This window comes from Allobosea sp. 10N428, assembly GCF_056394545.1.
This window is the reverse complement of record NZ_JBFTIC010000002.1, coordinates 285,285-304,353: the sequence shown is the minus strand read 5'-3', so window position 1 is coordinate 304,353 and position 19,069 is coordinate 285,285. Positions and strand designations below refer to the sequence as shown.

Genomic DNA, 19,069 nt, shown 5'->3' with positions numbered 1-19,069 from the left:
GGGGAAATGACGTGACCAGCTTCCGAATGACCGAAATGACGTGGCTCGAATACCGCGGTGCGATCGCGCGCGGCGCCACCCTGCTGGTTCCGGTCGGCGCGACCGAGCAGCACGGCCCGCATCTGCCCCTTTCGGTCGACGTCATCCTGCCGACGGCAGTGTGCGAAGGCGTAGCTGAGGGCGGCGGCTATCTCGTCGCGCCGCCGCTGGCGTATGGCTACAAATCCATGCCGCGCTCCGGCGGAGGGCAGCACTTTCCGGGCACGACGAGCCTCGATGCGGCGAGCCTGATCGCGCAGGTCAAGGACATCTCGCGCGAATTCGTGCGGCATGGCGTGCGCAACATCGCGTTCATCGTCGGCCACACCGAGAATCTCTGGCATGTCAGTGAAGGATGCGATCTCGCCTACCGCGAGAACGCACACCTCGCCGATGGCCTTCGCATTCTCAATGTCGGCTACTGGCAGTTCCTGCCCGCGGAAACCGCGACTGCCATCTTCGGCACGACGCAGATCGACTGGGACCTTGAGCACGCCGGCATCATGGAGACTTCCATGATGCTGCATCTGCGGCCCGACCTCGTCCATATGGAGCGCCTGGTCGAACATGCGCCGTCCCGCGTGCCGGGTTACGAGCTTTGGCCGCACGACATCGAAGCCGTTCCATCGGATGGCGTGCTCAACACCGCGACCGCGGCGACTGCGGACAAGGGCAAGCAATTTCTCGATGCCTATGTTTCCAGCCTGACACAGGCATTGAAGCAGGCGTTCGATCAAACTTAGAGCCGTCTGGCTTGGAGTTTGAGCGCCAGAGCGCTCTCCGGTGGTCGCGTACCCGCTCGGTGTCACCATGCGGGTACGCCCAGCGGCACGCCGGATGACTCGGCTCCGAGCTTTTTCACCGCCTGCGCGATGGTTAGACAGCAGGCTGGAAATGGAATTCCCACGACGCTCATCGGCTCGAGATAGCGGAAGGATTCCGGGGCCTGGTCGAAAGCCGTGCCCAGCATCTCCCTGACGCCGACGATCGCCAGATAGGGCGTCGTCTTGAACAGCGCGATCCTGTTGCTGGCGGCAGGTGCGACGACGACCTTCAGCATCCGCGGCATCAGCATGAGCAGCTTGGTTTGCCAGCGACATAGCTGAAGTATTTCTCGATCCCGATACTGGGTCGGAGCGGGCTCTCTATTTGCTCCTGGTAACGCGCGATATTCGGCGCGAGGAACGCAGCAGATAGGCGTACCCGCCACTTATTAAATGGCATTCCATCAGCCGTCGACGTCTCGAATGCCGGCCTCGAACTCGGTGAAGTCGTCGATCCCATGGTCACCCGGCGTCACTCCGTGAACACGGTCACGCTGCTCGTTAGTTTCGCGAGGTCGAGCCTTGCTCCATAGCCCCTGATTATACCCCAGGATGTTGATGTCGATCCGATCGAGCTTGTGATGTCCGGCCATGCGCTGCCTTGAGCTTACGGATCGAAGGGGAGGGCGAAACTCGCCTTCACCCGGTCCATCACCACCAGAGTCTTGAAGCCCTTGATGTCGGGGTTCTCGTAGAAGAAACGGCGGGTGAAGCGCTCGTAATCCTCCATGTCTCGCGCCGTGACGTGGAGCACGAAATCGGCCTCGCCGGTGACGTAGAAGCCGATCATCACCTCCTTCGTCGCCCGGATCGAAGCCTTGAAGCGGTCTACGATGTCGGCGCGTTCGCGCTCCAGGGTGACCAGCACCAGCATCGAGAGCGGCCGCCCGACGGCACGCGGCGAGACGATAGCGACATCGGCCTCGATCACGCCTTCATCGCGCAGGCGCTTGAGGCGGCGCTGGCAGGCGGTCGCGGAGAGACCGACGCGCTCGCCGAGTTCGGCTGTCGTCAACCGATTGTTCTGCTGCACCGCATCCAGAAGTCTGCGATCGAGGCTGTCGAGCTCAAGCATGCCGAATCCCTGCGTCTTGCCGTCGATCTAAGCCGAAATTCCTCGCGAAATCGCCTGTTTCGGCGGCATAGGTGGCATTCCCCACGTTAGCCTCCCCGCCGTTCAATCATCGAAGCGGAGGATGCGATGAGGGGTTTATCCGCGAAAGCGCTGAAAGAACTGACGCGTGCCGACTTGCTGGAGAGCCGGGCTTTCGTGGATGGAAGCTGGCGCGTGGCGGACGAGCAGATCCCGGTCGTTGATCCCGCGACGCAGGAAGCCATCGTGACCATTGCTTCGCTGCCGCTGGAAGCCGTGGATGAGGCAGTGGCTGCAGCCGTTGCTGCCCAGAAGCTCTGGCGCGAGACCCTACCTGTCGAGCGCGGCCGCTTGCTGCGCGACTGGGCGGCGGCGATGCGGCGCAATGTCGACGACCTCGCCGTGATCATGACCGCCGAGCAGGGCAAGCCGCTGGCGGAATCCCATGGCGAGATCGCCTATGCCGCGGCCTTCCTCGATTGGTTCGCGGCCGAAGGCGAGCGCAGCTATGGCGAGACCATCCCGAGCCATATGCCGGGCAGCCGACTCTCGGTGCAGATGCAGCCGATCGGGGTTGCCGCCGCAGTGACGCCGTGGAACTTCCCCAGCGCGATGATCACCCGCAAGGCTGGTGCGGCGCTTGCGGCCGGCTGCGCGATGGTGGTGAAGCCCGCTCCCGAAACGCCGCTCTCGGCGCTGGCGCTGGCGAAGCTCGCCGAGGAGGTCGGCTTCCCGAAAGGCATCTTCCAGGTGCTCACCGGCGATGCCGCGCCGATGGCGCATCGTCTGCTGGCTCATACCGAGATCCGCGCCTTCTCCTTCACCGGCTCGACGGAAATCGGCCGCCTCCTGCTCGGCCATGCCGCGCAGACAGTCAAACGCACTTCGCTGGAGCTCGGCGGCCACGCCCCCTTCATCGTCTTCGACGACGCGCCGCTGGACAAGGCCGTCATGGGCGGCATCGCGGCGAAGTTCGCGACCTCGGGGCAGGACTGCCTCGCCGCCAACCGCATCTATGTCCAGCGCGGCGCCTATGAGCGCTTCGTCGCGGCTTATGCGGAGGCCACAGCCCGCCTCAAGGTCGGGCACGGTCTGGAGGAGGGCGTCGATATCGGCCCGATGACGCGCCCCTCCGTCGCCGCGAAATGCCGCGAGCAAATCGCGCAGGCGCTCGCCGCGGGTGCCCGCCTCGTCGCGGGCGGGCAGGACAGCCCGCTCGGCGGAAATTTCGTCCAGCCTGTGGTGCTGGCCGACGTCACCGACGACATGTTCATCGCCCGCGAGGAGACCTTCGGCCCGGTCGCCGCGATCCTGCCCTTCGATACCGAGGAGGAGGTCGTCGCCCGCGCCAATGCAACCGAGATGGGGCTCGCCGCCTATCTCTACACCGAGGATCTGCGCCGGGCGATGCGTCTCACCGACCAGCTCGAATACGGCATGGTCGCGGTCAACACGCCGAAATTCACCGGCGCGCCGATCCCCTTCGGCGGCTGGAAGCAATCCGGCCTCGGCCGCGAGGGCTCGCGCCACGGCCTCAGCGAATATCTCGAAGCGAAATATGTCTGCTTCGGCAATCTGGCAGCGTAATCAAGGAGATGAGACAATGACGATCGACGTCGCGGCGATCGGCGCGCTGGATCGCGCCAGCACCCTGCACCCCTTCACCCAGCTCAAGGACTTCGCCACCGGCAAGCTCGGCGAGCCCACCATCGTCGAGACCGGCAAGGGCATCCGCATCCAGGACGCGACCGGCCGCAGCTATATCGACGGCTTCGCCGGGCTCTACTGCGTCAATATCGGCTATGGCCGCACCGAAGTGGCCGAGGCGATCTCGCGGCAGGCCTATCGGCTGGCCTATTACCATTCCTATGCCGCCCACACGACCGACGAACTCGCCATCCTCTCCGATCGCCTTGTGAAGATGGCGCCGGGCAAGATGAGCAAGGTCTTCTACGGGATGTCCGGCTCGGACGCCAACGAGACCCAGGCCAAGCTCGTCTGGTACTACAACAACCTGCGCGGCCAGCCGCGGAAGAAGAAGATCATCTCGCGGCTGCGCGGCTATCATGGCTGCTCGGTCGTCTCGGGCTCGATGACCGGGATGAGCTTCTATCACGACCATATGGACCTGCCGTTCTCAGGCATCCTCCACACCGGCGCGCCGCATCACTATTGGGGCGCGCAGCCCGGCGAGACCGAAGCCGAATTCTCGCAGCGCCTCGCCTCCGAGCTTGAGGAGCTGATCCTGCGCGAGGGGCCGGAGACGGTCGGCGCCTTCATCGGCGAGCCCGTGCTCGGCACAGGCGGCATCACCCCGCCGCCGGAAGGCTACTGGACCGCGATCCAGACGGTCTTGCGCAAATTCGATGTGCTGCTGATCGCAGACGAGGTCGTCACCGGCTTCGGCCGCATTGGCACGGCCTTCGGCTCGCATCTCTACGGCATCGAGCCGGACCTGATCACCGTCGCCAAGGGCCTGACCTCGGCCTATTTCCCGCTCTCGGCCGCGATCGTCGGCGAGAAGGTCTATAAGGTGATGGAGGAGGGCGCGGACCGTGTCGACGCCTTCTCGCATGGCTACACCTATTCCGGCCATCCGATCGGCGCCGCGGCGGCGAATGCGGTGCTCGACATTGTCGAGACGGAGGATCTGGCGGCCAAGGCGCGCGATGTCGGCAGCTATTTCCAGGAGCGGCTGAAGGCGGTCTTCGCGCAGCTCCCGATCGTCGGTGAGGTCCGCGGCGTCGGCATGCTCGGTGCGCTGGAATTCGTCGCCAACCGCGAGTCGAAGACGCGCTTCGATCCCGTCCTCAAGGTCGGTGCGCGCATCTCCAAGGCGGCGCGCGATCGCGGACTGATCGCCCGGGCCATGCCCCATGGCGAGATCCTCGGCTTCGCGCCGCCGCTGGTCACGACCCCCGACGAGATCGACGAGATCGTCGCCATTGCCGAGAAGGCGGTGCGGCAGGTGATGGACGAGTTTGCTCGCGACAAGGTCGCGCTCGCCTGAGATGGCGCTCCCAAGCGCTCAGGCCATGAAAAAAGGGCCCGCCGATCAGGCGGGCCCTGCGGGGCTGGGAGAGTCGTCCGGCCCAGCGGCGTCAGGCGTTCACCAGCTCCCGCTTCATCTCTTCCATGTCCTGGAAGCGATCGGCGAGGCGGGGATGGGCGCGGCTGTTGTCGGCGGCGCCGATCGCGACCAGCACCTCGTCGGCGGCCGGGGCATCCGGAATCAGGAACTGGGCGGTGAGGAAGTGGGAGCGCTTGCCAGTCTCGGTCTTGTGGATCATCGGCAGGGAGATGAGCGCGCCCGGTGCGTTACGCGTGTTGGTGAAGCTCAGGAAGGCCGTGCCCTTCACCGCGTCGCGGAACATGTTGCCGAAGCGCAGCGTGTGGATCAGCGCCGAGGCGTGCTCGATCTCCCCATTGGTACCGACGGCGGCAGCCTTGCCATAGGCCTCGACCTGCTCGGCCGGCATCACGGCGACGAGGCGCTTCGTCAGCTCTTCGCCGAGCCGGGGCGCGATGCGCAAGATCTCCGGGCGCAAATTTTCGACGAAGCCCTTGCCCGCCCAGGGGTTGTGAAGCACGGCGGCCACGACGACGAAGCGCACCGGCTTGTCGGCGGCCTTGCCGCCCTCGATGAAGGTTTCCTCGACGAAGGTCGAGATCTTGCGAAGGCCGTAATCCATGGCGTGTCCACCTGTTGCGATCGTGAATGGATGGAGCAGCCTAGCGATGCCATTCCCGGATCGTCTTCCATCGGAACGCGGGAAGAAACTCATGGATCGACCTGCGATGCGGCGTAAGATCGCCTGCGGTCGGTAGGGAGAGACCCATGGTGGATCAGGCCTCGCAGATGCGTTCGTTGCGCGATGTCGCAAGCCGGATCAATTCCGGCGGCGATCTCGACACGGTGCTTCGCGATCTCATCCGCGCTGCCTGCGAGCATGGCGGCTGGGCGCTGGGGTCGATCATGGCGATCGACGCTCCGCATGGCGACGCTCATGTCGTCGTCCGCCATGATCCGACCTTGCTGCGCCGGCGTCTGGAGGATCGCTGGGAGTTGGCCACCAGCCCCGCCCTGATCGCGCTCCAGCGCAATGAGCCCGTCTACATCCGGGACGCACGCGTCTCGGAGGAGTTTCCGGGCTATCGCCGGGAAGCTTTCGAACGCGACTATCGCACCGTGCTGGTGCTGCCGATGAGCTGCGCAGACGCGCAGGGGCGGGCCATGGTGCTGAACGTCGTCTCCCGCGACATTCAGGACGCATCGGCCGACGATCTCGCCTTCATGAGCATGATCGTCCATCTCGGCGGCATCGCCGTCGAGCGCGAGCATCGCCTGCGCGCAGAGCGCCAGGCGGCCGAGCAGTTGCAGAACGCATTGCAGACCCAGACCACGCTGCTGCAAGCAGTTCTGTCGGGCGGCTCGACCGCGGCCCTCTCGACAATGCTGGCCGAACTGCTGCCGGAGGCGATCCTGGTGGTGGATTTCGCGGGCAATGCGCTCGCCGCCAGCCGCTCGCCGGCGCCGCTGCATTTCGACGATGCCGCCTGGCAGCGGGCGCTCGACGGCGCGATCGGCGCCCAGATCACGGCCGCCGCACGCGACGCCGTGGGGTTGGGCCGTACCGAGCCTCTGGTTCTGCGCCTCGACGATGGAGCTCAGCGCTTGCAGATCACGGCGCGGATCGAGGCGCTCGATGTCGATGGGCAGGCTGTCGGCGCGCTGGTGATCTTTCCGGAAGCGGGGGAGGGCGCCGGCGATCTCCGGCGCCTGCTGCTCGACAGCGTGAAATTCGCCTTGAGCGTCCAGATGATGCGCAGCGTCATCCGCTTCCGCTTCGAGACGCGCACGCTGACCGAACTCTTCTTCGAGATCGTCGAACGGCGCTGGCGGGATGCCGACGACATCGTCCAGCGCGGCCGCCGGCTCGGGCTGGCGCTGGGCGCTCGGGCCCGAATGATCGTGGTGGATTTTCCCGACGGCCCGTCTCTGCCGGCCGATATCAGCGTCGACTGCCATCACGCCGTGACCAGGCTCGCGCGCCAGATGAACCTGCCAGTCAACGTCATCGCTGTGGGCGGTGGGCTCGTCTGCCTCGTTCCCGAGGAGAAGAGCGGCGAGACGGAGCGCGCCGGAAAGCTGGCGCGTCGCATGGTCGAGGTGCTCCGCCACAGTTTCAGTCGCGAGCCGATCGCCGTGCTCGGCGGCATCTGTGACGGGCTCGAGAGCTATCCCAAGGAATGGGATCGCTGCTGGCGGATGATCCGCATCGCGCGTTCTTTCGGGCGCAGCGGCACTCTGTCGGCCTTCGATTTTGGCCCGATGCCGATGCTGATCGGCGCCGCGGAATCGGTGGATGTACGCAGCTTCGTCGACGGCGCGATCGGTGCGGTGATCGCGCATGACCGCAAGCACGACACGCCCTATCTGGCGACGCTTGCGGCTTATCTGCGCGAGGGCTGCCGCGCCCAGGCCTGCGCCGATGCGATGGGGCTCCACGTTACGACGCTGCGCTATCGGCTCTCGCGGATCCAGGATCTTTTCGGCATCGACCCGGAGACCGCCGACAAGCGCTTCGCGATCGAGCTTGCCATCCGGCTGCACGGCGTCATCGAGAACACCGAAGCGACGGTGGCCTGAGGCGAAACTCGCTTCCACCGATTCGGCGAAAGATTTCCGGAATTTGTCCGGCTATTCCTAGGAAGCGAAGGGCAGCCTCGGCGCCTAGCCTCTTACCACGATCCCGCATTGATCGAGGTGAGGCGGATGCTCGCTCCCGCGGAAAAGACAGCAACGGCAATCGATCCGGTCGCGCTGCGACGTGCTTTCGGAACCTTCGTCACCGGCGTGACCGTGATCACGACGCGCGATGCCGAGGGGGCACCTCGCGGCATGACCGCGAACTCCTTCACCTCGGTTTCGCTCGATCCGCCGCTGCTTCTGGTCTGCGTCGGCAAGAGCGCCCATAGCTACGGCGCCTTCAACAGTTCCGGCGCCTTCGCGGTCAATCTCCTGCACGAGGCGCAGACCGATATCTCGAACCTGTTCGCCTCAAAGGCTGCGAATAAGTTCGACACGATCAATCATGACCACGTCCATACCGGCGCGCCGGTGCTCACCGATTGCCTGACCTGGTTCGACTGCACCGTGCACAGCCGCGTCGATGCCGGCGATCACCTGGTGCTGATCGGCGAGGTGCAGGCCTTCGGCACGAGCCCTTCCGCGCCGCTCGGCTTCTGCCGCGGCCGCTATGCGAATGTGAAGGATCCGCTGCCGCCGGGCTGGCTTGAATCCCAGGGTATGATCGTCGGTTATCTGATCGAGTCCGACGGCAGGCTTTTGCTGCGGTCGGATGGCAAGGGCGGCTGGGTGCTGCCGAGCGCGAAGCGCCGCATCGCCGATAGCGAGCTGAAGCTCGACGGTGGCGAGGCGCTGACGCTCCTGCCCGACGACACGTTCCTCTACTCCGTCTTCGACGTCACCGACGGCGATCCGGGCTACCTGATCTACCGCGCCCGCCTCGCACAGGCAGCGGCCTCGCAACCGCTTTCCGCCGGCTTGCGCTTCTTCCCGATCGACCAGCTTCCCTTTGACGAGATTCCGACCCGAGAAATCTCCTCGATGCTGCGCCGCTATGTCCGCGAGAGCGCCAGCAAGCGCTTCGGAATCTACATGGATTCCGATGATGGCGGCCGCCTCGCCATGGTCGGCGATGCGCAGCCCTGGGCCAACCTTCCGCAAATCTGAGCTGGCAGAGCGACCATGAAGACGACCGTCAAATCTCTCGAAGGTTCGCGCCAGGGCCTGTTCATCGATGGCGCCTTCGTCGCGCCCAGGAGCGGCGCCTACGTCGCGTCATACGATCCGACCACGGCCGTGCCCTGGTACGAATTCGCCCAGGGCGACGCCCATGATGTCGACGCCGCCGTGCGCTCGGCCAGGGCCGCCTTCGTCAACCCGGCCTGGCGCCGGATGACGCAGACCGAGCGCGGCAAGCTGGTGCGCCGTCTCGGCGAGCTTGTGCTCGCGAACGCCGACGAGCTCGCGATGATCGAGTGCCGCGACAACGGCAAGCTGCTCAAGGAGATGCGCGCCCAGATGCGGGCGATCCCGGACTCCTATTTCTACTTCGCCGGCATGGCCGACAAGCTTCAGGGCGATACGATTCCGGTCAACAAGCTCGACTCGCTGAACTTCAACCTGCGCGAGCCGCTCGGCGTGATCGGCATGATCATTCCCTGGAACTCGCCGCTGATGATGCTGACGGGCACGCTGGCGCCCTGCCTCGCTATCGGCAACACCATCGTCGTGAAGCCTTCCGAGCACGCGACCGCCTCCAGCCTCGCGCTGGCCGAACTCGCGATCGAGGCCGGCATCCCGCCCGGCGTGATCAATGTCGTCACCGGCGACGGCGCCACCACCGGCGAGGCGCTGACGCGCCATCCCGGCATCGCCAAATACGTCTTCACCGGCTCGACCTTCACCGGCCGCAAGATAGCGGCCAATGCCGCGCACCACCTCGCTCCCTGCCAGATGGAGCTCGGCGGCAAGTCACCTCACGTCATCTTCTCCGATGTCGATATCGATCGCGCGGTGAACGGCGTCGTCTCCGGGGTCTTTGCCGCCGCGGGCCAGACCTGCGTCGCGGGCTCGCGCTGCTTCGTCGAGCGGCCGATCTACGACCGTTTCGTCGAGGCGCTGGTCGAGCGCACGCGCCGCATCAAGGTCGGCCATCCGCAGAGCGAAGACACCGATATCGGCCCGGTCGCGCTCGCCTCGCAGCTCGCCAAGGTCGAGGACTATGTCGGCTCCGGCGTGCGCGAGGGTGCGAAGGTCGCGGTCGGCGGGCGAAAGCCGCAGGACGGCGAGCTGGCCCGCGGCTGGTATTTCGAGCCGACCGTCATGGTCGAGGCCCGCAACGACATGCGCTTCATGCGCGAGGAGATCTTCGGGCCGGTCGTCGGCATCGTGCCGTTCGAGACCGAGGCCGAGATGATCCGGCTCGCTAACGATACCGAATACGGCCTCGCCTCGGGCATCTGGACCAAGGATATCGACCGGGCGATGCGTTTCGCCCGCGAGATCGATGCCGGCACCGTCTGGATCAACACCTACCGCTCTGCCGCCTACATGTCCGCCAATGGCGGCATGAAGAACAGCGGCTACGGCCGCCGCGGCGGCTTCGAGGTCATGCGCGAGTTCTCGCGCCTGAAGAACGTTCTCATCGACTACTCGGGCGCCATGCAGGACCCGTTCGTGATCCGCCTGCGCTGAGCGGCCCACGGCATGAGCCAGAACGACGGAGGAAAGCCATGAAATTCGCCGTTTCCATCAGCATGGAGCGCTTCTCGCCGGGCGAGTCCATGCAGGACGCCGTCAGGAACTTCCGCGCGCTGGCGAAAGTCGCCGACGAGGGCGGCTTCGAGACGCTATGGACCGCCGAGCACCACACCATCGAGTGCACGATCTCGCCAAACCCCTTTCAGACGCTGACTTGGCTCGCCCAGCATACCGACCGCATCCGGTTGGGCACCGCGACGCTGGTGGCGCCCTACTGGTCGCCGATCCGCCTCGCCGGCGAGGCGGCGCTCTGCGACCACCTGACGGGCGGGCGCCTGGAATTCGGCATCGCGCGCGGCGCCTATCAATACGAGTTCGACCGTATGGCCGGCGGCATTCCCCAGCAGGAAGGCGTCGCCTTCATGAAGGAGCTGGTCCCGGCGGTGCGGAAGCTCTGGGCCGGCGACTACGAGCATGACGGTCACTACTGGAAGTTCCCGCTCGCCACCTCGGTGCCCAAGCCCTTGCAGCAGCCGCATCCGGCGATCTGGGTCGCCGCCCGCGATCCCGGCACCTTCGACTGGGCTGTCGGCATCGGCGCCAACATTCTTTCGACGCCGCTTTCGGCGCCGCCAGCCGAGGTCGGCGTGCTCGGCGAGAAATTCCGCAAGGCGGTGGCTGACCATCCCGAGCGTCCGCGCCCACGGCTAATGATGCAGCGGCGCACTTGCGTCTACGACCGGCAGGCGGATTGGGAGCTCGCCGTGCGGCACTCGGTCGACTATGGCGGCTATTTCGAGAACCTGATGCAGAACAGCGGTGCGGTAAGGAACGGTTTCCCCGAGGCCATTCCGTTCGAGACCATCGCCAACCGCGACAACTACAATCCGCAGGCGGTGCGCGACAATCTGATGTTCGGCACGCCGGACGAGATCATCCGCAAGCTGCAGGTCTACGAGGATGCCGGCGTCGACCAGTTCGCGCTGGGCCTCTCCTTCAACCTGCCTTTCGCATTGCAGATGAAGACGCTGCGGCTCTTCATCGACGAGGTGATGCCGCATTTCGCCGCCCGCGAGCGCGAGAAGGCCAAGGCGGCGGTGCAGGCTCCGCGCCTGGCCGCGGTTGGGCACTAAGGCGATGGCTGGCGCGACATTGCCTGCCCGGCGTGCCGAGCCGGCGCAGGGACCGCAAAGCCTGACCGTCGGCGGCGTCACGCTGAATTACCGGATCGAGGGGGAGGGCGAGCCGCTGATCTGCATCCACGGCGTCGGCTCCTATCTCGAGGCCTGGGAGGGCGTGGTCGAGCGCCTCTCAGACCGTTTCCGCATCCTGACCTTCGACCTGCGCGGGCATGGTCGCTCGAGCAAGCCGCGCGGCCGCTACGAGATCGACGATTTCGTCGGCGACGTGCTGGCACTGGCCGATCATGCCGGGTTCGGGAGCTTCAACCTCGCCGGCTTCTCGCTCGGCGGGCTGATCGCACAGCGCCTGGCGCTGACGCATCAACAGCGCATCCGCCGCCTCGTGCTGCTGGCGACCGTCGCCGGGCGTACGGATGAGGAGCGTGAGCGCGTCGCCGCCCGACTTGCCGCCCTGCAGGCGGGCGATCGCGGCTCGCATTACGACGCCTCGCTCTCGCGCTGGCTGACCGAAGATTTCCAGGCGAAGAACCCTGAACTCATCGCCAAGCTGCGCCAGCGCAATGCGGAGAACGACCCGGAGTGCTATGCTGCGGCCTATCGCGTGCTGGCCCAAACGGATTTCGGCGGGCTGCTCGACCAGATTCGCGTGCCCGTCCTGATCGCGACCGGGGAAGAGGACGCCGGCTCCAATCCGCGCATGGCGCGCTACATGCACGAGCGCATTTCCGGCTCGAAGCTGCACATCTTGCCGGACCTGCGCCACTCGATCCTGACCGAGGCGCCCGAGCAGGTCGCCGGGCTGATGCGCGGCTTCCTCGGGGACGGCAGGGAGGAGCGGCGGCCATGATCGTCGAAGAACGCATCTACCGGATCCGCAACGGCCGGATGGGCCGCTATCTCCAGCTCGTGCGTGAGGAAGGGCTGGCGATCCAGCAACCCATCCTCGGCCATCTGGTCGGCTATTTCACCACCGAGATCGGGGCGCTCAGCCATGTGACCCATCTTTGGGCCTATGCCGATTTCGAGGACAGGACGCGCCGGCGCCAGCAGCTCGCGGACGACCCGCGCTGGCAGGCCTTCCTGCCCAAGCTGTCGGAGAACATCGAGCAGGCCGAGAACCGGATCCTGCTGCCGACGGATTTTTCGCCGCTCCGCTAGCAGCGGCCGCCTGCGTTTTCCTCCAGGGGGACGAGGGAGAGGAACGTTCCTCCATCGGATCGCAGGAAGACGCGTCATCCCCGCCGGCACTTAATGGTGTCGGCAGGCAGGTCGAACAAGCCCGATCAATCGGGCGCCGAGAAGAGGGGTCCGGACATGACCGAGCGACTGCAAATCCAGAATCTGTACAAGATATTTTCGAGCACGCCCCGCCCGGCGCTGGAGATGCTCGCGAAGGGCGGCAACAAGAACGAGGTCTTCGAGAAGCTCGGCGCGGTGGTCGGGCTCAACAACGTCTCGCTGAGCGTGCCCGAGGGTGCCATGTACATGGTCATGGGCCTGTCGGGCTCGGGCAAGTCGACGCTGGCGCGCTGCATCAACCGGCTGAACGAGCCGAGCGGCGGCAAGATCCTGCTCGACGGGCGCGACATCGTTCCGCTGGGCGAGGAGGAGCTACGCGAGGTGCGCCGCACCCGCATCTCGATGGTCTTCCAGCATTTCGCACTGCTGCCCAACAAGCGCGTCATCGAGAATGTCGAATTCGGCCTGAAGCTGCGCGGCATTGCGCCGGGCGAGCGGCGCCGCCGCGCCGAGGAGGTGCTGAGCGTCGTCGGCCTCGGCCGCTGGGGCTACCACTTCCCGCATGAGCTGTCGGGCGGCATGCGCCAGCGCGTCGGCCTCGCCCGCGCGCTGGCGACCGACGCCGACATTCTGATCATGGACGAAGCCTTCAGCGCGCTCGACCCGCTGATCCGTACCGAGATGCAGGACGAATTGCTGCGCCTGCAGCGCACGTTGAACAAGACGATCCTGTTCATCACCCATGATTTCCAGGAGGCGCTGAAGCTCGGCACCCGCATCGCCATCATGTCCGATGGCGAGCTGGTGCGCGAAGGCACGCCTCAGTCGATCGTGCTGGAGCCGGGCAGTGACTATGTCGCCGCCTTCACCCGCGAGGTCGACCGCGCCCGGCTATTCGATGCGCGTTCCGTGATGCGGCCGGGCGAGCCGATCCTGCAGTCGGAGCGCGGAGCGCTGATCGGCGAGGCCGGCGGCGCAGGCTTCCTGCTCGACCGCGACGGCAAGGTGCTGGGGACGCTCGACGCCGAAGCTTGCGGGCAAGCCCGTGCGGGCGGCGAGATCGCCGCCCCGAGCGGCGATTATGTCAGCGTCCCGCCCGGCGCGAAGCTCCTCGACGTGGCCCGCAGCTATCGCGACGGCCGCCCGATCGCGGTCGTCGACGATGACGGCAAGTTCATGGGGTCGCTCGGCGCCGACGACATCCTCGCCCGCATCTCCTCCACCACTCCCAAGCCCGCTTTGGTCGGAGAGCGTCATGCTTAAAGCCGACGATCTCGCCGTTTTCCCGATCGACGCCTGGATCCAGCAGGGCGTCAGCTGGGTCGCGCTCAATCTGCGGCCGATCTTCCTCGCCATCAAATGGCCGGTCGAGAACCTGCTGAGCCTCAACGACTGGCTCCTCCACGCCATTCCGTTCCCGCTCTTCGTGGTCGGCTTCTTCCTGCTGGCCTGGCGGCTCTCCACGCCCGGCATCGCGGTCTTCAGTGCGGTATCGCTGATCGTGATCGCCATGCTCGGCGTGTGGAACGAGGCGATGACGACGCTCTCGCTGATCTCGACCGCCATCGTCTTCTGCGCCGTCATCGGCATTCCGATCGGCATCTGGTGCGCGCGCAGCGACCGGGTCTGGAACGTCGTCCGCCCGATCCTCGACATCATGCAGACCACGCCGAGCTTCGTTTATCTCGTGCCGGTGGTGATGCTGTTCGGCGTCGGCACCGTGCCCGGCGAGGTCGCGGTCGTGACGGCGGCGGCGCCCCCGCTGATCCGCTTCACCAATCTCGGCATCCGCATGGTCGAGCACGAGATCGTCGAGGCCGGTCTCGCCTTCGGTGCCGACAAGCGCCAGCTCCTCTTCGAGATCCAGCTGCCGCTCGCGATCCCGACCATCCTCGGCGGCCTGAACCAGACCGTGCTGACGGCGATGGTGCTCTCGGTCGTCGTCGCCATGATCGGCGCGGAAGGCCTCGGTCTCGTCGTGCTGCAGGGCCTCGGCCGCCTCGATGTCGGCCGTGCTGCCGTGGGCGGCATCGCCATCGTGCTCCTCGCCATGGTGCTCGACCGGATCACGCAGAAGCTCGCCGCTCCCAAGGCCGGTGGCAGGGCAGCTGCACGCGCCTCGTTGCTCGGCGCGGTCGCGCGGCTGTTCAAGGGCGGTCGGCCGGACGAGACCGTCCAGGCCGTGGCACCGGTGAAGCAGGCGCTCTGAGCGCGTTGCGGAGCCTCCACGCCGCGGGAGGTGCTCGCACTCAAGGAATGGCCGGGACAGCGCAGCGTTCCGGTTTTTAAGACCCGTCGCAAGGGCGGGCAGGGGAAAGCAACCACGGCCGGCACGGTCGACGACGAGGAGAACAGTTGATGACCATGACCAGATTGAAGATGCTGACGGTGGCAATGGCCGCTGGCGCGCTCGCCTTTGCGGCGGCGCCTGCTCAGGCGCAGGAACTGCCCGGCAAGGGGAAGACCGTGCGCTACGCCCAGAGCGACAGCCTCGGCGCCAACTACGTCACCGCCCAGATCGTGATGAAAGCGCTGAAGGAGCTCGGGTACGACGTCAAGCTCAGCACCGTGAACACGACGCTGTTCTTCCAGGCGGCGGGGCAGGGCGATCTCGACCTTGCGACCGACGTCAACTTCCCGCAACGCGAGCCGGGCTTCCGCGCGGTGGAGAAGGATGCCGAGATCGTCGGAGGCGGCATGATCGTCGGCGGCGGCATCAACGGCTACCTGATCGACAAGAAGACCGCCGACGCCCACAACATCACCTCTCTGATCCAGATGAAGGACCCCAAGATCGCGGCGCTGTTCGGCAAGGACGGCAAGGCCGACCTGATCAACTGCGATCCCGGCTGGTCCTGCGGCGACGTCGTCGATTTCCAGCTCGACAAGTTCGGCCTGAAGGACAACGTCAAGTCGATCCGCGGCAAGTACGAGGCGCTGATGGTCGAGGCCGTGGCCCGCGTGAAGCGCGGCGAGCCGGCCTTCTTCTATGCCTGGAGCCCGTCCTGGGTGAACAACGCGCTCGTTCCCGGCAAGGATGTCGTCTGGCTGCCGACGCCGGAGGACGCGCTGCCGCCCTCCGTCCCGAACAAGGGTTCGGCCCTGGTCAAGGGCGTCAAGGGCTGCGCCGGCGGCGCCGATCCCTGCCGCATGGCCATGGCCTCCTGGAACTGGGGTTCGGTCGCCAACAAGAAGTTTATCGCCGCGAATCCGGCTGTGAAGGCGCTCGTCGAGAACATGAAGTTCCCGCTCGAGGACTGGTCCCACTGGGAGTTCAATATCAACAAGAACGGCGGCAGCAACGCCCTCATCACGAAGATGGCCGAAGAATGGGTCGGTGCGCACAAGACCCAGTTCGACAGCTGGGTCGCGGCCGGACGCGCTGCGAAGTAAGCGAAGGCGATATTTCAACGCTTTGGAAGGGCGGGGCCGGTTTCGGCCTCGCCCATTTTTTCGAACTCGGACTGTTGAGCAGCAGCCATAAGCCTCCGCAGAAACTGCTGCGGCGCGGCTGCCCTCACACGAGAATAGATCCACGGCAACATCGTGCGACCAAAGTTGATAAGTGCAGCGCCCTGTTTCATTTGCCTGAACCTAGGCTCCGCGAATTCACATTCAGTTGATCGATTGCTTTCCCCGAAACGTCGCCTTGAATTGATCTAAACGCAGTGTCCCTATGTCGGTCTGGGCGTTATGGGCATCGGCTTAGGATCGCCTCATGCAGACTGTGGAATGCGCCGTCTCGACCGTCGATGCTTTGGTAGCGGCCACCAAGGACCCGGGGATCCAGCGAATCGCCGTTCACGGCAGTCTGACGAACGTGCCGTCGATCCGTCTGTCTCCCGGGCAGTCCCTGCGGGGGGAACATGACGGGTCTCAAGTCACGTTCGTGGCCGGGAGCGACGGGCTTCGGCTTTCGTCGGACAACCGGGTCCACAACGTCCGGCTCAACGCCAGCGTCGACAAGCGCGCCATTTTCAACGACACCTCCGTCGAGAGCCTCGGACGGATCGAATTGCGCGGCGTCACGACGACTGGCTGCGTTCGGATCCTCGCCCGCGACAAGGTTCGCGCAGGCCATGTCGATGTGAACGGGCTCGATATCATCGCGGCCGATGCTCGGAGCGAGACAGAACGCCCGCACGGATATGGCGTCTATGTCATCAATGGCGCGTTCACACTCTGGAATATGCAACAGGACACCAGCGTGGCGATCAGCGCCGACCTCGTCGGCCTTTCGGCTGGCCGCGACGGCACGCCGGTGCGCGGCAGCGGCATCTTCGTCAGCGGTGGCGGCGACAAGGCCGGCCGGCTCAATATCCGGCGGTTGGAGACCGAAGCCGTCTACAGCGACGGCGGCATCGCGCCCGGAACGGCGGACCAAATCACCGGCGGCGTCTTCACCGTCTATGGCGCATATGTGGATGTCGTGCGCAATCGTGGTCCGGTCGTGACATACGGCGCCAACGACATGGTGCTCGACAATTGGGGCATCGTCGATCGCTGGACCGCGGAAGCTAAAATCACCTCGCATGGCCCCAGTGGCATTGGCTTCGTCAATTTCGGCATTGTGCATGAACTGAAGGTCAATGCGCCCATCGAGACCTTCGGCCAAGGCGCGCGCGGCTTCAACGTTTACAGCGGCACGGTGAATCTCGCCGAGTTCGATCGCGTCATCACCCACGCCGACGGGGCGGTCGGCGTGCAGATCAGCCAACCGATCGGCCGGCTCGTCGTGCATCGCGGCATCGAGACCTTCGGCGGCACCGGCCCGTCGCTGGTCAAGGGCGTCGTCATCACGCTGTCGGCGATCGCGCTCAGCATCAAGCCCGGTGGTTCGGCGCGCGAGATCGAGGTCGCCGGCGGTGTCAAGACAAACGGAGCCGGCGTAGCTCCCATCGAACAACATGGCGCGATCGAATCCCTGCGCGTGAGCGGCGGCTTGGTTGCCGCCGGCGGAGGCTTCGACAGAATCTGACGGGGTGCCGGCTTCTCCCCGCGCGATAATCGGAGGAGGAAAGCGATGTCCAGCGAACCGATCCGCGATCCCGTCAAGGATCATCTGCTGACGCCAGAGAATGCGGCCTTCATCATCATCGACGACCAGCCGGTGCAGGTCAAATCCATCGCCTCGATGGACCGCCCGTTGCTGATCGCACCACTATCAATTCTTGGGAAGATGTCGAATTCCGCAAGGCTGTCGAAGCAACCGGCCGCGAGAAGCTCGTCTCAGCCGCGGACTGAGCGGCCTCAAACCGCCGCGCCTAAATGGAGGCTTCAATGACCGTACATAAAGTTGGCTACCTTATCGGCAGCCTCGCCAAGGGATCGATCAATCGCAAACTCGCGAAGGCGTTGGTCCAACTTGCGCCCCCGGAGCTAGAAATGTCGGAGGTGTCCTTCAAGGATCTGCCGCTCTACAGCTACGACTACGATGCTGATTTTCCGCCTTCTGCACGCGCCTTCAAGGATGCCCTCGCTGCCGTAGAGGCCGTCCTCTTCATCACGCCGGAGTATAATCGTTCGATCCCCGGCGGGTTGAAAAACGCAATCGACTGGGCCAGCCGCCCCTATGGCAAGAATTCGTTCACGCGCAAGCCGTCTGCGGTCATCGGAACTTCGCCCGGCGCGATCGGAACGGCCGTCGCCCAGCAGAGTCTTCGCAGTGTGCTCAGTTTCTGTAACTCGCCGCAGATGAACGCTCCTGAAGCCTATATTCGCTTCACTCCGGGCCTGATTTCCGATGATGGTGAGGTGAGCAATGAAGAAACCGAAGATTTCTTGCGCAGCTATATGGTCGAATTCCATACTTTCATCGCAAGGGTTCTTTCAGTCCTGCCTCCGGACGCGTAGGGGGGCGGATTATCCCGACGCCGACGCTGTCGGCTCAACTCCGCCGGCATCGCGGCTGCAACACCTCTTATCCATCGGACATGTGTCATGCAGGCTTCAAAAGCGCATCCTGATACTGGCCGCCGGCTTCTGCTTTTCGGACTTGTTTCGGCCTACACGGCATCCTTGATCCCGTGGGCGCTGGCTCAGGAAGCGACGGACGCAGACCATGGCGCGTTCCTGGCGCTGTCGGCGATCCTGGCAGGGCGCCCGTCGCTCGACGCGGCACAGTCCCGGCGTCTGTTCGCCGCCCTTGTGGCCGACGATCCCGGTTTTCCTGCTGCAACGAAGGCGCTGCTCGATATGATCGAGCAGCGCAAGATCGATCCCATGCAGTTGCAGAAAACTTTGGACGACGAAAAGTCGTCACTGGCGCCATGGCCGACCCGGATCGTGACGGCCTGGTACATGGGCATCGTTGGGGACGGGACCAAGGCACGCTGCCTCGCCTTCGAGACGGCGCTTAATGCGCAGATCGTCGCCGACGTTTTGAAGCCGCCGACCTATGCCTACGGCGCCTATGGCAGTTGGGCGCGAAGCCCGATCTGAG

19 protein-coding genes and 1 pseudogene are annotated in these 19,069 nt (G+C 65.3%); 16 read left to right on the top strand and 4 right to left on the bottom strand.

Annotated features, from left to right (window positions below):
• The first annotated feature begins 11 nt into the window (after positions 1–11).
• The gene (locus tag AC1DDA_RS07875) at positions 12–782 is read left to right on the top strand and encodes a creatininase (protein WP_476795336.1); all 771 of its coding nucleotides are present in this window, start codon (positions 12–14) and stop codon (positions 780–782) included.
• 62 nt (positions 783–844) lie between these two features.
• Here AC1DDA_RS07875 and AC1DDA_RS07870 read toward each other — a convergent pair whose 3' ends face one another.
• From AC1DDA_RS07870 to AC1DDA_RS07860, 3 genes are all read right to left on the bottom strand, one after another.
• The gene (locus AC1DDA_RS07870) at positions 845–1,114 is read right to left on the bottom strand and encodes an ABC transporter permease (protein WP_476795335.1); all 270 of its coding nucleotides are present in this window, start codon (positions 1,112–1,114) and stop codon (positions 845–847) included.
• Positions 1,115–1,267: 153 nt separating this feature from the next.
• A complete protein-coding gene (locus tag AC1DDA_RS07865) occupies positions 1,268–1,456 on the bottom strand; it encodes a hypothetical protein (RefSeq protein ID WP_476795334.1) in 189 nt (62 codons plus the stop codon).
• Between the two features lie 14 nt (positions 1,457–1,470).
• On the bottom strand, positions 1,471–1,938 hold the full coding sequence (locus tag AC1DDA_RS07860; protein ID WP_476795333.1) for an Lrp/AsnC family transcriptional regulator: 468 nt from the start codon (positions 1,936–1,938) through the stop codon (positions 1,471–1,473).
• A 126-nt stretch (positions 1,939–2,064) separates the two neighbouring features.
• Here AC1DDA_RS07860 and AC1DDA_RS07855 point away from each other — a divergent pair, with 126 nt between their 5' ends.
• Both AC1DDA_RS07855 and AC1DDA_RS07850 read left to right on the top strand, forming a co-directional pair.
• Positions 2,065–3,543: an NAD-dependent succinate-semialdehyde dehydrogenase gene (locus tag AC1DDA_RS07855; RefSeq protein ID WP_476795332.1), complete on the top strand. Its 1,479-nt coding sequence runs from the start codon at positions 2,065–2,067 to the stop codon at positions 3,541–3,543.
• A 16-nt stretch (positions 3,544–3,559) separates the two neighbouring features.
• Positions 3,560–4,966, top strand: coding sequence for an aminotransferase (locus tag AC1DDA_RS07850; protein ID WP_476795331.1), 1,407 nt, complete (start codon positions 3,560–3,562; stop codon positions 4,964–4,966).
• 91 nt (positions 4,967–5,057) lie between these two features.
• Here AC1DDA_RS07850 and AC1DDA_RS07845 read toward each other — a convergent pair whose 3' ends face one another.
• The gene (locus tag AC1DDA_RS07845) at positions 5,058–5,648 is read right to left on the bottom strand and encodes an amino acid synthesis family protein (RefSeq protein ID WP_476778418.1); all 591 of its coding nucleotides are present in this window, start codon (positions 5,646–5,648) and stop codon (positions 5,058–5,060) included.
• A 149-nt stretch (positions 5,649–5,797) separates the two neighbouring features.
• Between AC1DDA_RS07845 and AC1DDA_RS07840 the strand changes: the two genes are divergently transcribed.
• The 13 genes and pseudogenes from AC1DDA_RS07840 to AC1DDA_RS07780 all read left to right on the top strand — a co-directional run bounded on the left by AC1DDA_RS07840 (position 5,798) and on the right by AC1DDA_RS07780 (position 19,068).
• The gene (locus tag AC1DDA_RS07840) at positions 5,798–7,606 is read left to right on the top strand and encodes a helix-turn-helix domain-containing protein (protein ID WP_476795653.1); all 1,809 of its coding nucleotides are present in this window, start codon (positions 5,798–5,800) and stop codon (positions 7,604–7,606) included.
• 126 nt (positions 7,607–7,732) lie between these two features.
• Complete coding sequence (locus AC1DDA_RS07835) at positions 7,733–8,713, top strand: flavin reductase (protein ID WP_476795330.1); 981 nt, start codon at positions 7,733–7,735, stop codon at positions 8,711–8,713.
• A 15-nt stretch (positions 8,714–8,728) separates the two neighbouring features.
• Entirely contained in the window at positions 8,729–10,240 is a 1,512-nt protein-coding gene (locus AC1DDA_RS07830) for an aldehyde dehydrogenase (RefSeq protein ID WP_476795329.1), read from the top strand.
• Positions 10,241–10,278: 38 nt separating this feature from the next.
• Positions 10,279–11,379: an LLM class flavin-dependent oxidoreductase gene (locus AC1DDA_RS07825; protein WP_476795328.1), complete on the top strand. Its 1,101-nt coding sequence runs from the start codon at positions 10,279–10,281 to the stop codon at positions 11,377–11,379.
• A gap of 4 nt (positions 11,380–11,383) precedes the next feature.
• Positions 11,384–12,235: an alpha/beta fold hydrolase gene (locus tag AC1DDA_RS07820; RefSeq protein ID WP_476795327.1), complete on the top strand. Its 852-nt coding sequence runs from the start codon at positions 11,384–11,386 to the stop codon at positions 12,233–12,235.
• The gene (locus AC1DDA_RS07815; protein WP_441513211.1) at positions 12,232–12,546 is read left to right on the top strand and encodes an NIPSNAP family protein; all 315 of its coding nucleotides are present in this window, start codon (positions 12,232–12,234) and stop codon (positions 12,544–12,546) included. The genes AC1DDA_RS07820 and AC1DDA_RS07815 overlap by 4 nt, the downstream gene beginning before the upstream one ends.
• A gap of 156 nt (positions 12,547–12,702) precedes the next feature.
• Complete coding sequence (locus AC1DDA_RS07810; RefSeq protein ID WP_476795326.1) at positions 12,703–13,890, top strand: quaternary amine ABC transporter ATP-binding protein; 1,188 nt, start codon at positions 12,703–12,705, stop codon at positions 13,888–13,890.
• Positions 13,883–14,836: an ABC transporter permease gene (locus AC1DDA_RS07805; protein WP_476795325.1), complete on the top strand. Its 954-nt coding sequence runs from the start codon at positions 13,883–13,885 to the stop codon at positions 14,834–14,836. Before AC1DDA_RS07810 ends, AC1DDA_RS07805 begins: the two co-directional genes overlap by 8 nt.
• Before the next feature lie 149 nt (positions 14,837–14,985).
• The gene (proX, locus tag AC1DDA_RS07800; protein ID WP_441513214.1) at positions 14,986–16,020 is read left to right on the top strand and encodes a glycine betaine/L-proline ABC transporter substrate-binding protein ProX; all 1,035 of its coding nucleotides are present in this window, start codon (positions 14,986–14,988) and stop codon (positions 16,018–16,020) included.
• A gap of 334 nt (positions 16,021–16,354) precedes the next feature.
• Positions 16,355–17,605 carry a hypothetical protein gene (locus AC1DDA_RS07795; RefSeq protein ID WP_476795324.1) on the top strand — a complete coding sequence of 417 codons (1,251 nt, stop codon included), beginning with the start codon at positions 16,355–16,357 and terminating at the stop codon, positions 17,603–17,605.
• A 45-nt stretch (positions 17,606–17,650) separates the two neighbouring features.
• Positions 17,651–17,865, top strand: a pseudogene (locus AC1DDA_RS07790) (hydrolase); the annotation flags it as partial.
• Positions 17,866–17,907: 42 nt separating this feature from the next.
• Positions 17,908–18,480 carry an NADPH-dependent FMN reductase gene (locus AC1DDA_RS07785; protein ID WP_476795323.1) on the top strand — a complete coding sequence of 191 codons (573 nt, stop codon included), beginning with the start codon at positions 17,908–17,910 and terminating at the stop codon, positions 18,478–18,480.
• Positions 18,481–18,567: 87 nt separating this feature from the next.
• The gene (locus AC1DDA_RS07780) at positions 18,568–19,068 is read left to right on the top strand and encodes a sugar dehydrogenase complex small subunit (protein WP_476795322.1); all 501 of its coding nucleotides are present in this window, start codon (positions 18,568–18,570) and stop codon (positions 19,066–19,068) included.
• Position 19,069: the final 1 nt, after the last annotated feature.